Source organism: Micromonospora sp. NPDC005172 (assembly GCF_040608555.1).
In the GTDB taxonomy this organism is placed as follows: domain Bacteria; phylum Actinomycetota; class Actinomycetes; order Mycobacteriales; family Micromonosporaceae; genus Micromonospora.
The window spans coordinates 44,320-57,157 of record NZ_JBEXIL010000041.1; the positions used below are offsets into that span (position 1 = coordinate 44,320).

Consider the following 12,838-nt stretch of genomic DNA (forward strand, 5'->3'; position numbering starts at 1 on the left):
TCTCCGGGTCAATCCGGTACGGACAGCCGATCCGGTCGGGTCAGCAGCACGACGACGAGCAGGACGACACCGGCCGTGAGGTACGACGCGGCGGGCGAGAGCACGGCGGCCACACCACCCAACAGGAAGATGCCGATTCCCGAGGTCACGATGTTGGCCGCGACGATCGTCGCCTCGACCTGCCCCATCCGCTCGGGAGGGGCCAACCGGGCGAACGTGGCCTGCGCACCGATCAGCCACCCACCACCCGCGCCGATCAACGCGTTGCCCACCGTCAGCGCCCACAGCGGCGCGTCGACGGCGACCAGCACACCGTTCAGCAGCAACGCTCCGGACAGCGCGGCGGCCACGACCACCTGGCCGGCCAGCCGACCCAGCCAGCGGGAGCGGCCCACCCACAGGACGAAGACCGCCCCTCCCAGCGCCGACGCCGCCAGCAGGGCGGGACGCCAGGCCCCACGGGCGAGGTCCGGTGCGAGGGTCTCGGGCAGCGCGCCGGACAGCACCGTGGCCAGCGTGAGCAGGGCGACGCCCCGCAGCACGGGGTGACCGGCGATGATGCGGACACCCGCAGTCGCCGGCGGACGAGGTCCGCGTACACGGTGGGGTCGCTTCGGCAGCCCGGCCAGGACGACCGCGGCGACCAGGAACGAGGCGAGGTCGATCAGCAGCGCCACCCGGGAGCCGAGCGCCACGGTCAGGCTGGCTCCCGCGAGCAGGCCGACCACCTGACCCGCCTGGTTGGCGAAGGCGCTGAGGCCGAACAGCGGCAGCCGCAGCGGAGCGTCCACCGCCTCGGCGACGACGGCGACGTTGACACTCGCGTAGGCGGCGCGTACCGCCCCGAGCAGACCGGCCGCCACGATCGCCGGCACCGGCTCGGGGACCGCCGCGGGCACGGCGATCAGCGCGGCGCCGACCACCGACAGCCAGACCAGGAGGGTACGGCGGGCCGGCACGTCCAACCAGCCGCTGAAGACGGTGGCGATCAGCAGGGCCGGCAGGGTACGCGCGGCGTAGACCGCGGCCGGGCCGAGGACGGAGTTCGTCTGGTCGTACGCGAGCAGCAGCAGAGCGGCCAGGCCCACGAAGTCACCCAGCTCCGAGATGCCGCGGGCGATGACAAGTCGGGAGGCGACCGGATGTCGGAACAGTGCCCGGTAACCAGGCGAAGGGGTGAGCTGTTCTTCGGTGTCACGCATCAGGTCGGCTGGTCGGCTTCCACGACCCCGATTGGCTGGTAGGAGGCGTTGTCCCGGACCCGGCGGGCCTGCTCCCGGCGGTAGCTGCTGCGGATCTCCGGGTCCTGGCGGCGGCGGCGCAGCGCCACGAAGTCCGACCAGACGTCCTGCGGCCACGCCGGCAGCCCCTCCCCGGTGGCCAGTTCGGCGTCGCGGAAAGCTTCCAACGTCGACCGGTGCACCGGCTGTAGGCACATGAGGGGAATGTTCCGGTAGAAGCGCACCACCTGCCCGACCTCGGTGAGTCGCAGGATGGTGGGCAGGAGCGAGGTGTACCAGTCGGTCTCCACCACGCCCTCGTAGAGCTGTAGGCCACGCTGGGCAGGCCAGTTCGGCACGCCTCGAGCGATGAGGCACCAGCCCGGGGACGTACGCGCCACCACGCCGGTGACCAGCTCGACCGTGTTGGCCGCGCGCGGGTCGGCATCCAGGAACGGGATGCTCGCGCCGTACCGGTCGAAGATGTCCAGGTCGCCGTGGAACTGCTCCGGCGCCGCCTGCAACTGGCTGGCCGCTTCCGGCAGCTTGCCGTCGTAACCGCCGGCGAGCGAACGCCATCCTGTCGGCTCGTTCTCCTCCAGCAGGGTCCACTCGGTGTCCTGACCGTCCCAGCGGAGCGCGAAGTCGGCCGGCGGGTAGACGTACCAGCCGAATCCCGAGCCGGCGGCGACCGGCGGGCACTGTTGGACGGCCCGGGCCGGCAGGGAGCCGCGCAGGCTGGGCGAGGCCGCTTCACTGGGTTTGGCATCGCCGTACAGCGAATAGATCTCGACTCGCAGAGGTGCGGTGGTAGTCCCGGACATCGGACCTCCTGCCTCATCGTGCGGTGCCGGCGTATGGACCCAATTCGATCAGCAACCTACCCCCTTTGTGACTGCTCGGTCAGTCCCACCCACTGCGCTCCTGTGAGCGGATCGACCATCCATGGCCTGACCTCGGGAGTTAGGGTCGACAGGGCTTCTACCCGTTACCTGTCCCGGCGGAGGTGTATCCCGTGGCCGCACTGCGCCAGTACCTGGGTGTCTGGCGGATTCCCGGTGCGCCGATCCTGCTGGTCAACGGCATCATCGGGCGGCTCGGGATCGGCATGACGCCGCTGGCGCTGCTGCTGGTGGTCGAGCAGGTGACCGGCCGCTACGCGCTGGCCGCCATCGCCGGCGGCATCTACGCCGTCGCCGGCGCCGCACTCAGCCCGGTGGCCGGACGCGTCGCCGACCGGGTCGGCCCGAGCCCCGTGCTGCTGGTGACCGCCGTAGCCCACCCGCTCGCGCTCATCGGGCTGCTACTGGCCAGCCGCTCGGGTGATGACGCCCTCGCCGCCATCTACCTGACGGCCGGCGTCGCCGGTGCGACGTACCCGCCGCTGACCGCCGCCATCCGCGGCGCCTGGAACGAGCTGACCAGCCCCGCCTCCGGCCGGTACGCCCTACGCAACACCGCCCTGGCCGCCGAGACCTCACTGTTCGAGATCGTGTTCGTGCTCGGCCCGCTGCTCGTGGCTGGCTTCGTGCTGGTCGCCGACGCGGCCGCCGCGCTGATCGGGGCAGCGGTCGTCACCCTGGTCGGCACCGCCGCCGTCGCCCTCGGCCGGGTGATGCGCGACTGGCGTCCGCACCCGCGCGAACACCACGCCCGCGGACTCGGCCCACTGCGGGTCGGCGGCTTCCCGGCCCTGCTGGTCTGCGTGGCCGGGCTGGGCATCGCGTTCGGCGCCGCCGGCGTCATCGTCCCCGCGTACGCGAGCAACGCCACCACCGACGACCCGGAGAGCCTCGCCGGGCTGCTCCTGGCCGTCTGGGGGATCGGCAGCGCGATCGGCGGCTTCTGGTTCGGTGTCCGCCGGCCGTCGCCGAACATGACCCGCCAGTTCGCCCTGCTGCTCGCCGCGCTGGCCGGCACCTTCGTGGTGTTCGCAGTGATGCCCACGCCGCTGGCGCTCGGTGTCGCCCTGGTCGTCGGGGGCGCCACCATCGCGCCGGCGTTGACCCTGGAGAACACTCTGGTCGGGCGGATCGCCCCGACGGGCATGCTGAACGAGGCGTACACCTGGGTCGTCACGGTCGCCGTGGCGGCGAGCGCCGCCGGCGGCGCGGTGGCCGGCCTGATCGTGGACCACGCCGGCGGGGTGCCGTGGGCCTTCGTCTTCGCCGGGGCGGCGGTGGCCGTCGGGGCCGCGGTCGCCGCGCTGCCCGCCGGGCCCATCGCCCGCGCGGAAAACCAGGCGGTACGCGCCGAAGAGCCCATCCCCGTCTGACCCCTGCCCTGGACGGCTCGAGCCGGCCCGGCCTCGCGCCTTGATCGACTCGGGTTCCGGCAAGTCGTGGTGTCCCCTTGACGAGGATGCCCCGATATGAAGTAACCCGAGTCGATCTCGGTGGACGTGCACCCGATGGCTTCTGTGAGCGCCCGGCCTCCACCAGAATGGGCACCGACGAGGGGAAACCATGGCCAAGCTGCTCTACTCCGCCACCGCATCGCTCGACGGCTACATCGCAGGCCCTCGCGGGGACATGTCGTGGCTGACCGAACACCTCACAATGGACAACCCGACCGCGGACCGCATCCTGGCCAACGTCGGCGCGATCCTGGCCGGCAACCGCACCTTCGGCGGCGACGACCCGAACCGTGGCACTGAGAAGGAAGGCGCGTTCGGCGGCCGGTACCAGGGCCCGGTGGTCGTCCTGACCCACCAACCGCCCACCGACCCGGCCGAAGGCGTCACCTTCGCAGACGATCTGCATAGCGCCGTCGCGCAGGCCAAGGAGGCCGCCGGCGACAAGTACGTGAACGTGCTCGGCGCGGACGTCGCCAAGCAGTGCCTCCGTGCCGGCCTGCTCGACGAGATCCTGATCTTCTTCGCGCCGGTGCTGCTCGGCGACGGCGTACGCATCCTCGACGACCCGGGCGGCGCGCGGGTGCGGTTGACGCCGATCCCCGGGGAGACCGCCAACTGGTACACCGTCGACCGCTGACGGGTCGACGGTCTGCGGCTGGTCAGACTGCGGCTTCCGCGCCTACCGGTAGTTCGTGAACTGGAGGGCGACTCCGAAGTCCTCGCCCTTGAGCAGGGAGATGACCGCCTGGAGGTCGTCCCGCTTCTTGCCGGTGACGCGCAGCTGGTCACCCTGGATCTGCGCCTGCACGCCCTTCGGGCCCTCGTCGCGGATCTTCTTGCTGATCGCCTTGGCCTTGTCCGTCTCGATGCCCTGGATCACCTTGCAGTCGATCTTGAACACCTTGCCGGACGGGCGCGCCTCACCCGCGTCCAGCGACTTCAACGAGATGTTGCGTTTGACCAGCTTCTCCTTGAAGACGTCCAGCGCTGCGAGCACCCGCTCCTCGGTCTCCGCCTGAAGGCCGATCGCCTCCTCGCCCGACCAGGAGATCTCCGCGCCCGTGCCGCGGAAGTCGAACCGCGTCGCGAGCTCCTTCTCCGCCTGCCGGAGGGCGTTGTCGACCTCCTGGCGGTCGACCTTGCTCACGATGTCGAATGACGGGTTCGCTGGCATGCTTCTGCTCCTGCTGTCCGGCGGTCTGGGACGTGCAGTCGGCCGCCGACCAGCGGCACGACCCCCTGACCGTACCCGGTTGCACCGGTCCCGGGGTGAGCCGCTATCCTTGCTTCCGCCGCCGCGTTGCGACGCGGTGGGGTGCCCTGGCGGGTTGCCCGAGCGGCCAATGGGAGCGGACTGTAAATCCGTCGCGAAAGCTTCAGAGGTTCGAATCCTCTACCCGCCACCAGGTGCAGACACGGCCCCTGACCAGCAGAGATGCTGATCAGGGGCCGTTGTCGTTGGTCCGGCCGAGTCCAGCTGAGTCCAGCCGTTGACGACTGGTTGTGGGCAGATGGTGGCAGGTCATCGTGCCTATTGAGGGCTTTCCTGTGGCTGCGAACGCTGGGGCCGGCGGCTAGGCCTGGTCTGACGGGACCAGCCGTCTAGCGACGGTTGTACCGATGACGGCGGCTCCCACGAGCGGCGCGGACTCGAGTCGGTCTACGACCGATGGTGGAAGCTCGCCCGCGAGAAGGCGCTGACCGAGTCGCAGGTCGCCTCGCCGCTCGTCCGTCGCCCCTGCGACCTGCGGCACGCGGCGGCCTCGCTCTGGCTGAATGCCGGCGTCCCGCCGACCGAGGTGGCCCGGCGCCTGGGCCACGGCGTCGCCGTCCTGCTCCGCGTCTGCGCCAACTGCATCGACGGCGGCGACGACACCATGAACGACAAAATCGGTGGTGCGCTCGGGTGATAGGAGTTGGATTCGTGAGGCGACGGGATGACGACAGTGTGCGACTGAGCTTGGAAACGCTTGAGCATGGCCAGGTGGCCACGGGCGTGGTGGTCGAGATCAAGAACTTCGGGGTCTTCGTAGACATCGGCGGTGTCATCGGCATGGTGAACTGCGCGGAGCTGACCTGGAAGCACTTCACTCACCCGACCGATGTGGTCGGCCTGGGGGACCGGCTCAACGTGATGGTGCTGGACGTCGATCTCGACCGCGAGCGTGTGTCGCTGTCGCTCAAGGCGTTGCAGCCCGACCCGATGGCGGAGTTCGCGCGGGTGCATCTCGGAGCCGTCCTGCGCGGTGAGGTGACTCGTATCGTGCCGTTCGGTGTCTTCGTCGCGGTGGGGGATGACATCCAAGGGTTGGTCCACGAGTCCGCCCTCGACCGCACTCCTGAACCCGGCGACACGCTGGTGGTGGAGGTCGTCGACATCAACCTTGTCCATCGGCGGGTCCGTCTCCTGCCGACCGGGCACGAGCCGTTGTGATACCTCAGGCACCGAGGCTGGAGCGTCGATGGCGGCGTGGGTTCCGCGGAGTGGTCCACTCCAGATCGCCGATGTGGGGGTATCCCTCCGCCGGGAAAGCCCCACATCGGCGACCTGTAGTGGATCATTGCGACGGGGCCTGCGGCGGTCGTGTCGAGCCACGCCACCGGCACAAAGTCGCGATTCGTCGATACCGTATCCGTCGTGAGGCAGCGACGGGTCCGATGGCACGACCGACCGGCCGCCCGAAGCTGTCGTCGAGGTCTGGCGTTGCCTGCTGTCGCGCTCACCCTGGTTGGCTGCGCCGACCAAGGAACCAGGCCAAGGACTGTCCGCCGGACATGTCACTGCCTCCGGCCCAATAGGCGAACCCGGCCAGGACGCTGCCTCGGTCCCCGGACACAGCGGCTGGCCCGGCCCATCCCGCGCGTTCGCCGCCCGTCCGGGAGCGTTACGACCGCCGACGGCAGAAGAAGGGCGAATCGGGTCGCGTCCACCTCCTTGTGTCTTTGCGGGAAGGCGGTATGGTGGTCGATGTCTGGGCCGCGTCGGTGCGCTTCCAGACCATCGCATTCGTCACGGAGAGCGATCGGGCAGGATTGGACAGCGGATTCCTCCGATCGCCTGGGTGAATTGTGCCGTAGGTCGCATCAAGCGCTGGGTGAAGCGCTGATGTCGCAGGGAGGGGCCCTGATCTGGCCCGGCTCGTGGAGGCGCAGTGGGCCGAAGGGCGCGACCTCGCCAACGCTCGGATGGGTGCGGCCATCACCGCTTTCCTGCGTACCTTGCGTGTGGCACGATCGTGGAACCTCCACCATCCCTGTGACACTTCCCCGACAGGAGCCAACATGTCTGGTCGAAGGCTGGGCCGGTCACTCGGCTCGCTCCTCGTGCTCGCCGCTGTCCTCGGTGGACTGATCGGTGTTGACGCCCTCGCTAGCGGGGGCTACGCCCAGATGACCGACGTCGTGTGGGGCGCGGGTCTGGGCGATGTCGTGTGGGGCGTCGCCGCCTCCCGGTGAATCACGGGGCGTCGCCCGTGAGGGCAGCCCTGACGGGCGACGTCTTTCAGAGGGAGCGGTATGGCCGAGCGTGACCAACGGCGTAAGTCCACGGACCACGCTTGGCTCATCACCGGCCCCATGGCGTTGATCGCCATCCTCTCCTGCACCGCGATCAGTGTCGTCTCACACCGTCCCTACGGGGACTGGGGCCTGGCTTTCCTGATCTTCCTCGCGATGACGGGCATCAGCATTCCGGTGCTGAACTTCGTCGTCCGGCGCCAGTCCGTGGGCGTGACGCTCACGGAGATCCCACTCGTGGTGGCGCTGTTCTTCCTGCCGCCGTTGACGGTCGTCCTGATCTACACGCTGGCCTCGTTGATCTGGAGCGCCAGGCAGCGTTTCGCTCCGGCGAAGTTCTGGTTCAACGTCGCGCGTGCCGCGGCGGCCACGTCGCTGGCCGGGCTGCTCCTGTTGCGGCTGCCGCCGCTGCACGACGTGGGCCCGGGGACATGGATCAGTCTCTTCCTCGCGGTCAACACGATCACCCTGGTCAGTCTCGTCTCGGTCGTCGGCGTACACGTGCTCCTCCAGGGCTGGCAGGCCGGCCGCGAGGCGCTGCGGACGACGCCGTCGGTGTTCCTCACCACCTCGATCAACGCATCCGTCGGTCTCCTCGTGCTGATCGCGTTGCGCAAGACCTGGTGGTCGGCGCTGCTGTTGGCGGCCCTGTTCGCGGCGCTCGCCCTGGTCTACCGGTCGTACGCCCAGTTCTTCCGGCAACACCGCACCCTGACCGGGATGTACGACCTCGCCCGGTTGATCACCACGAGCGGCGCCGACGCGGCACTCGCCGACGTCCTGCTCGACCGGGTCCGTGCTCTCATGCAGGCAGAGTCGGCGACGCTGTGGCTGCCCGCGCAGGGCCGGCATCCGGAGGTGCTGTTGACGGCCCGGGTCGACACGCCGGGGCTGCTCGACGTCGCTCCGACGCCGTCGATTCTTCGTGAGCGAACGCGGGAGTTGGCGAAGACCCTGTCGATGGGGCGTCTGCTGGGTGACGAGGGGGCGCTTCGGCGCGAGATCAGCGCCAGCGAGATCAAAGACGTGATCGTGGTGCCGTTGCGCTCCGGGCAGGCCGTGATCGGCACCCTGGAGGTGGCGAACCGGCTCAGCGACATCGGGCACTTCGCCCCCGGCGACATCCCCATCTTCGAGACGGTGGCGGCGCACGCGGCGGTGGCGCTGGAGAATTCCCGGCTGGTCGACCGCCTCCGGCACGACGCCTACCACGACACCCTGACGCGGCTGCCCAACCGGCGGCGGGTCACCGGGGCGCTGGACGAGTCGGTGAAGATCGGCGCACCCGACGAGGTGGTGGCGTTGCTGCTCTTCGACGTCGACGGGTTGCAGCAGGTCAACGAGTCACTCGGCCACGCCGCCGGTGACAAGGTGCTCGTCGAGGTCGCCAACCGTCTGCGGGCCAGCGCGCCGTCGTCGGCCCTGGTGGGTCGTGTCGGTGGCGACGAGTTCCTGGTGACCCTGCGCTTGGAGAACGCCGACGCGGCGCTGGAGTTGGCCGAGCAGCTCCGCGACCAGATCCGCGACGAGATGGTCTTCGACGCGCTCACCCTCGACGTCAACACGGCCGTCGGGGTGGCCGTACACCCGGATCATGGCAGCGATGCCGCGACCCTGCTGCTACGGGTCGATCTGGCGGCGACCGCCGCCAAATCGGTGCCCGGCAGTGTGCAGTTGTTCAACCCGGGTCTGGAATCCCGGTCGTTGCGCCGGCTGGGTCTCGCCGGTGACCTGCGTCAGGCGTTGGACCAGGACGACCTGGAGGTCTACTTCCAGCCCAAGGTGACCCTGCGGGACCGGCGTCTGGTCGGTGTCGAGTGTCTGGCCCGCTGGGAGCATCCGACGCACGGCACCGTCGCTCCCGAGGACTTCGTGGCGGTGGCCGCGCACACCGGCCAGTTGAGTCGGCTCACCGAGGTGGTGCTCCGCGAGGGTCTGCGGCGCAGCCGGGACTGGGCCGAGGCCAACCAGCCGCTGCCCATCGCGGTCAACCTCGCCGCCCGTACGCTCACCGATCAGCACTTCCCGGACCGGGTGCAGGAGCTGCTGACCGAGTACGGGGTGCCTGCTCAGCGGCTCACTTTGGAGATCACCGAGTCGGGCGTGCTGGACGGCACGGACCGGCCCATTCCGACGCTGCGTCGGCTCCGCGATCTCGGCGTCCGGCTGTCGGTGGACGACTTCGGCACCGGCGACTCCTCGCTGGCCCACCTGCGCCGGTTGCCGGTGCACGAGGTGAAGGTCGACCGGTCCTTCGTGCAGGGCATGGCGACCGATCCGGGGGACCTGGCGATCGTGAACGCGGTGGTGACGCTCTCCCAGCAGTTTGGCCTGGCCGTGGTCGCCGAGGGTGTGGAGAGCGAACTGACGTTGGAGCTTCTTCAGGACATCGGATGCGAGATCGGTCAGGGCTTCCTGTTCAGCCGACCGCTGCCGTACGAACGGCTGGCCGCCTGGTTCGGGGCCCAGGTGGACCCGGAGACGATTTCCGGGTCCGGCGGGGAGCTTCCGCGCCTGCGCGTGGTGCCCTGAGCTGGGCATACACGGTCGCCAGGGATCCGATTTCACCTGCCGACCGGTGCCGTGTATTCTACTTCTGCGCGCCCCACGGGGAGATCGCGCAGGCCCCCTTAGCTCAGTCGGCAGAGCGTCTCCATGGTAAGGAGAAGGTCTACGGTTCGATTCCGTAAGGGGGCTCGAGGGTTCAGCTGGACCCACCGCGGCGGTGTAGCTCAGATGGTAGAGCAAGCGGCTCATAATCGCTGTGTCGCCGGTTCAAGTCCGGCCACCGCTACTCTCGTCTTCCGGGCTAGTTCTCGGTGGTCGTTGAGATGGGCGCCACTGGCGCCCACTTTGCATGTCCGCGCAGTCAGCGTCTAGGCTGACGCGTCGTAGTTGTTTCCGTTAGCGAGGAAGGCACTCCGCCGTGGCGAAGGCTACCGATGTCCGGCCGAAGATCACTTTGGCGTGTGTGGAGTGCAAGGAGCGCAACTACATCACGCGCAAGAACCGCCGGAACGACCCCGACCGCATCGAGCTGAAGAAGTTCTGCCCGCGCGACGGCCGGCACACGGTTCACCGCGAGACCCGCTGACCGCTGGCCGGCACACGCCGGCCACCGTCGAAGCTTTCCCAGCCGCCGATCTGACCCGGTACGGCGCGGCATCGCCGCAGCCCACCGACCAGATCGGCGGTTGTGCTTTCCGTGTAGGTTCGCGGCATGTCCCTGGACCCTTCATTCGTCGGCCGGACGTATCCGCCGACCGCCCCCTACCAGGTGGGCCGAGAAAAGATCCGTGAGTTCGCCACGGCCATCGGGGCCACCGACGCCGCTCACCACGACCCGGCCGCGGCGCAGGCCCTGGGCCACCCGGACGTGGTCGCCCCGCCGACCTTCCCGGTGATCGTCACCATGGCCGCGACCCGCCAGATCATCGAGGACCCGGACCTGGGAGTCGACTACAGCCGCCTCGTCCACGGGGACCAGCGCTTCGCGTACACCCGGCCGGTGGTCGCGGGCGACGAGCTGGTGTGCACCAACACCATCGAGGAGGTCACCAACCGGGGCGGACACGGCCTCCTGACCACCCGTACGGACGTGAGCACCGTCGCCGGGGAGCCGGTGGTCGCCGTCTGGGCCCGGTACGTCATTCGTGGGGAGGCCTGAGATGGAACTGCCAACCAAGACGTTCCGGGTGACCCGAGCGGACCTGATCCGCTACGCCGGCGCCTCGGGTGACTTCAACCCGATCCACTGGAGCGACCGGGTCGCCACGAAGGTGGGTCTGCCCGGGGTCATCGCGCACGGCATGTTCACGATGGCGCTGGTCGGCCGAGCGGTCACCGAGTGGGCCGGCGCGCCCGACGCGGTGGTCGAGTACGGCGTTCGATTCACCCGGCCGGTGGTGGTTCCCGACGACGACCAGGGGACCGAGATCGAGGTGACCGCGCGGGTCCGCGAGGTGACCGAGGACGGCCTCACCCGGCTCGAGGTGACCGCGACCTGTCTGGGCGACAAGGTGCTGTCACAGGCGCGGGCGACCATCCGTACGGCACGCTGAGGCGCCCCCGCTGCCGCGCTGAATCGGCTTCGCCACGCGTGGTGGGGAGACCGGTTGGGAAAGTCGGGCGCCTACCCGTACACTGGTCCGCCGTGGGGCAAGTGACCCCTGCTTGGTCGTCTGTGACCGGGTGGGGCGAGTGTTGCCGCACAGGGGTGTAGCTCAATTGGCAGAGCAGCGGTCTCCAAAACCGCAGGCTGCAGGTTCAAGTCCTGTCACCCCTGCGCCTCAGGCCTGACCGTTCCCGTGGGTCGCGCCGCCGACAAGGCGGCGTCCGGCCCGTGGTGGTGGCATCGGCGGGGTGGCTCCGAGGCAATCGGGGCTCCCGGTCGAACCACCGGCCGCGGCCCGTCGCGGGACGGTTGGGTCCGGCCGGCGTGACCAGCGCCGCGTACGCCGCCTGGCGTGCGACCCGAGATTCCGCGACGGAGGGCGAAGTGGCCGACAACAAGCGGCGCGGCGAGGACGCCGGCGACGATCGTCTCGACGACGAGGTCGTCGACGACGTAGCCGACGACGACGCCACCGGCGCGGACGAGCCGGTCTCCCGGGGAGGCACCGCGACGCGGGCCCGCGCCCGGGCGGAGTCGGCGGACAGCCGGCCGACCACGAGGTCGGAAACCGGTCGGGTGGGCGTGTTCGGCCGCATCGCCCGGTTTTTCCGCGAGGTCGTTGCCGAACTGCGTAAGGTCATCTGGCCGACCCGCAAGGAGTTGCTGACGTACACCGCCGTGGTGGTCACGTTCGTCGCGGTGATGCTGACGATCGTGGGCGTGCTGGACTACGGCTTCGCCAAGGCCGTGTTGTTCGTCTTCGGCAACTCGGACTGACCGGCTGTCTCCAGCCGATAGTGACGGAAGTGAGCGAGCGTGCCTGAGTACGACGAGACCGCCGGAGAAGTGGACGAGCAGTCCACGGTCGCGACGGCGGCTGGTGACGAGTCGGTTGAGGCCGCCAGCGAGCCGGAGTTTCCCACCACCGAGCCTGCGCCGGACGAGGACTACGACCCGGTCGCCGAGCTGCGGCAGAAGCTGCGTTACGCGCCGGGCGACTGGTACGTGGTGCACTCGTACGCCGGTTACGAGAACAAGGTGAAGACCAACCTCGAGACCCGGATCACGAGCCTCGACATGGAGGACTTCATCTACCAGGTCGAGGTGCCGACCCGGGAAGAGGTCGAGGTCAAGAACGGTAAGCGTTCGCAGATCCAGGCCAAGGTCTTCCCCGGTTACATCCTGGTCCGGATGGAGCTGACCGCCGAGTCGTACTCGTGTGTCCGGAACACCCCGGGCGTGACCGGCTTCGTCGGCGCGACCGACCGGGCCGACCGGCCCGCGCCGCTGTCGCTCGACGAGGTGCTGAAGTGGCTGGCACCGGCCGTCGACACCGAGCAGAAGAAGGCGAAGCCGGAGATCAAGGTCCTCGACTTCGAGGTCGGTGACTCGGTCACCGTCACCGACGGCGCGTTCGCGTCGCTGCCGGCCACGATCAGTGAGATCAACGCCGACCAGCAGAAGCTCAAGGTGCTGGTGTCGATCTTCGGTCGGGAGACCCCGGTGGAGCTCAACTTCAACCAGGTCGCCAAGATCTGACCGGTCGCGGAGGAGTGCAGGACCTCGCCCCAGTAGCCCAGCAGGAGGTCCGGGCGGGGGTCGGTCGCGGTGGTGACGATCTCGCGCGCCTCC

At 69.4% G+C, this 12,838-nt stretch carries 13 protein-coding genes and 4 tRNA genes; 14 read left to right on the forward strand and 3 right to left on the reverse strand.

The features are described from left to right. Positions 1 to 8 precede the first annotated feature (8 nt). Both ABZV06_RS24400 and ABZV06_RS24405 read right to left on the reverse strand, forming a co-directional pair. Positions 9 to 1,202, reverse strand: coding sequence for a hypothetical protein (locus tag ABZV06_RS24400; RefSeq protein ID WP_355242230.1), 1,194 nt, complete (start codon positions 1,200 to 1,202; stop codon positions 9 to 11). After that, the gene (locus ABZV06_RS24405) at positions 1,202 to 2,044 is read right to left on the reverse strand and encodes a DUF6065 family protein (protein ID WP_355242227.1); all 843 of its coding nucleotides are present in this window, start codon (positions 2,042 to 2,044) and stop codon (positions 1,202 to 1,204) included. The genes ABZV06_RS24400 and ABZV06_RS24405 overlap by 1 nt, the downstream gene beginning before the upstream one ends. A 191-nt stretch (positions 2,045 to 2,235) precedes the next feature. Here ABZV06_RS24405 and ABZV06_RS24410 point away from each other — a divergent pair, with 191 nt between their 5' ends. Then, on the forward strand, positions 2,236 to 3,495 hold the full coding sequence (locus tag ABZV06_RS24410) for an MFS transporter (RefSeq protein ID WP_355242224.1): 1,260 nt from the start codon (positions 2,236 to 2,238) through the stop codon (positions 3,493 to 3,495). Positions 3,496 to 3,685: 190 nt separating this feature from the next. Next, positions 3,686 to 4,213 carry a dihydrofolate reductase family protein gene (locus tag ABZV06_RS24415; RefSeq protein ID WP_355624419.1) on the forward strand — a complete coding sequence of 176 codons (528 nt, stop codon included), beginning with the start codon at positions 3,686 to 3,688 and terminating at the stop codon, positions 4,211 to 4,213. 42 nt (positions 4,214 to 4,255) lie between these two features. Here ABZV06_RS24415 and ABZV06_RS24420 read toward each other — a convergent pair whose 3' ends face one another. Next, positions 4,256 to 4,750: a YajQ family cyclic di-GMP-binding protein gene (locus ABZV06_RS24420; RefSeq protein ID WP_355624422.1), complete on the reverse strand. Its 495-nt coding sequence runs from the start codon at positions 4,748 to 4,750 to the stop codon at positions 4,256 to 4,258. A 148-nt stretch (positions 4,751 to 4,898) separates the two neighbouring features. Between ABZV06_RS24420 and ABZV06_RS24425 the strand changes: the two genes are divergently transcribed. The 12 genes from ABZV06_RS24425 to nusG all read left to right on the forward strand — a co-directional run bounded on the left by ABZV06_RS24425 (position 4,899) and on the right by nusG (position 12,745). Then, positions 4,899 to 4,982: transfer RNA gene (locus ABZV06_RS24425), tRNA-Tyr, on the forward strand. A gap of 542 nt (positions 4,983 to 5,524) precedes the next feature. Next, positions 5,525 to 6,010 (forward strand): S1 RNA-binding domain-containing protein, encoded by a 486-nt coding sequence (locus ABZV06_RS24430; protein WP_355624424.1) that lies wholly within the window; start codon positions 5,525 to 5,527, stop codon positions 6,008 to 6,010. An 848-nt stretch (positions 6,011 to 6,858) separates the two neighbouring features. Next, complete coding sequence (locus tag ABZV06_RS24435) at positions 6,859 to 7,032, forward strand: hypothetical protein (RefSeq protein ID WP_355242212.1); 174 nt, start codon at positions 6,859 to 6,861, stop codon at positions 7,030 to 7,032. 60 nt (positions 7,033 to 7,092) lie between these two features. Next, positions 7,093 to 9,624, forward strand: a complete 2,532-nt coding sequence (locus ABZV06_RS24440; protein ID WP_355624426.1) for a bifunctional diguanylate cyclase/phosphodiesterase — start codon at positions 7,093 to 7,095, stop codon at positions 9,622 to 9,624. A gap of 92 nt (positions 9,625 to 9,716) precedes the next feature. After that, positions 9,717 to 9,789 (forward strand) — tRNA-Thr (locus ABZV06_RS24445). A gap of 24 nt (positions 9,790 to 9,813) precedes the next feature. Next, positions 9,814 to 9,886: transfer RNA gene (locus tag ABZV06_RS24450), tRNA-Met, on the forward strand. A gap of 132 nt (positions 9,887 to 10,018) precedes the next feature. After that, positions 10,019 to 10,186, forward strand: a complete 168-nt coding sequence (gene rpmG / locus ABZV06_RS24455) for a 50S ribosomal protein L33 (RefSeq protein ID WP_007073056.1) — start codon at positions 10,019 to 10,021, stop codon at positions 10,184 to 10,186. A 126-nt stretch (positions 10,187 to 10,312) separates the two neighbouring features. Then, positions 10,313 to 10,759 carry a MaoC family dehydratase N-terminal domain-containing protein gene (locus tag ABZV06_RS24460; RefSeq protein WP_355242206.1) on the forward strand — a complete coding sequence of 149 codons (447 nt, stop codon included), beginning with the start codon at positions 10,313 to 10,315 and terminating at the stop codon, positions 10,757 to 10,759. Position 10,760: 1 nt separating this feature from the next. Continuing rightward, a complete protein-coding gene (locus tag ABZV06_RS24465) occupies positions 10,761 to 11,153 on the forward strand; it encodes a MaoC family dehydratase (protein ID WP_355624428.1) in 393 nt (130 codons plus the stop codon). A gap of 151 nt (positions 11,154 to 11,304) precedes the next feature. Then, positions 11,305 to 11,377, forward strand: a tRNA-Trp gene (locus ABZV06_RS24470). Positions 11,378 to 11,590: 213 nt separating this feature from the next. Next, positions 11,591 to 11,983 carry a preprotein translocase subunit SecE gene (secE, locus tag ABZV06_RS24475; protein ID WP_355242200.1) on the forward strand — a complete coding sequence of 131 codons (393 nt, stop codon included), beginning with the start codon at positions 11,591 to 11,593 and terminating at the stop codon, positions 11,981 to 11,983. A gap of 39 nt (positions 11,984 to 12,022) precedes the next feature. After that, positions 12,023 to 12,745, forward strand: coding sequence for a transcription termination/antitermination protein NusG (gene nusG, locus ABZV06_RS24480; protein WP_355242197.1), 723 nt, complete (start codon positions 12,023 to 12,025; stop codon positions 12,743 to 12,745). Positions 12,746 to 12,838: the final 93 nt, after the last annotated feature.

What these genes read in the sequence shown, in the direction of transcription:
- ABZV06_RS24400 (WP_355242230.1), bottom strand. Translation starts at nt 1,202, where the DNA reads ATGCGTGACACCGAAGAACAGCTCACCCCTTCGCCTGGTTACCGGGCA.
- ABZV06_RS24460 (WP_355242206.1), top strand. Translation starts at nt 10,313, where the DNA reads ATGTCCCTGGACCCTTCATTCGTCGGCCGGACGTATCCGCCGACCGCC.
- ABZV06_RS24405 (WP_355242227.1), bottom strand. Translation starts at nt 2,044, where the DNA reads ATGTCCGGGACTACCACCGCACCTCTGCGAGTCGAGATCTATTCGCTG.
- ABZV06_RS24415 (WP_355624419.1), top strand. Translation starts at nt 3,686, where the DNA reads ATGGCCAAGCTGCTCTACTCCGCCACCGCATCGCTCGACGGCTACATC.
- ABZV06_RS24420 (WP_355624422.1), bottom strand. Translation starts at nt 4,750, where the DNA reads ATGCCAGCGAACCCGTCATTCGACATCGTGAGCAAGGTCGACCGCCAG.
- ABZV06_RS24465 (WP_355624428.1), top strand. Translation starts at nt 10,761, where the DNA reads ATGGAACTGCCAACCAAGACGTTCCGGGTGACCCGAGCGGACCTGATC.
- ABZV06_RS24440 (WP_355624426.1), top strand. Translation starts at nt 7,093, where the DNA reads ATGGCCGAGCGTGACCAACGGCGTAAGTCCACGGACCACGCTTGGCTC.
- ABZV06_RS24435 (WP_355242212.1), top strand. Translation starts at nt 6,859, where the DNA reads ATGTCTGGTCGAAGGCTGGGCCGGTCACTCGGCTCGCTCCTCGTGCTC.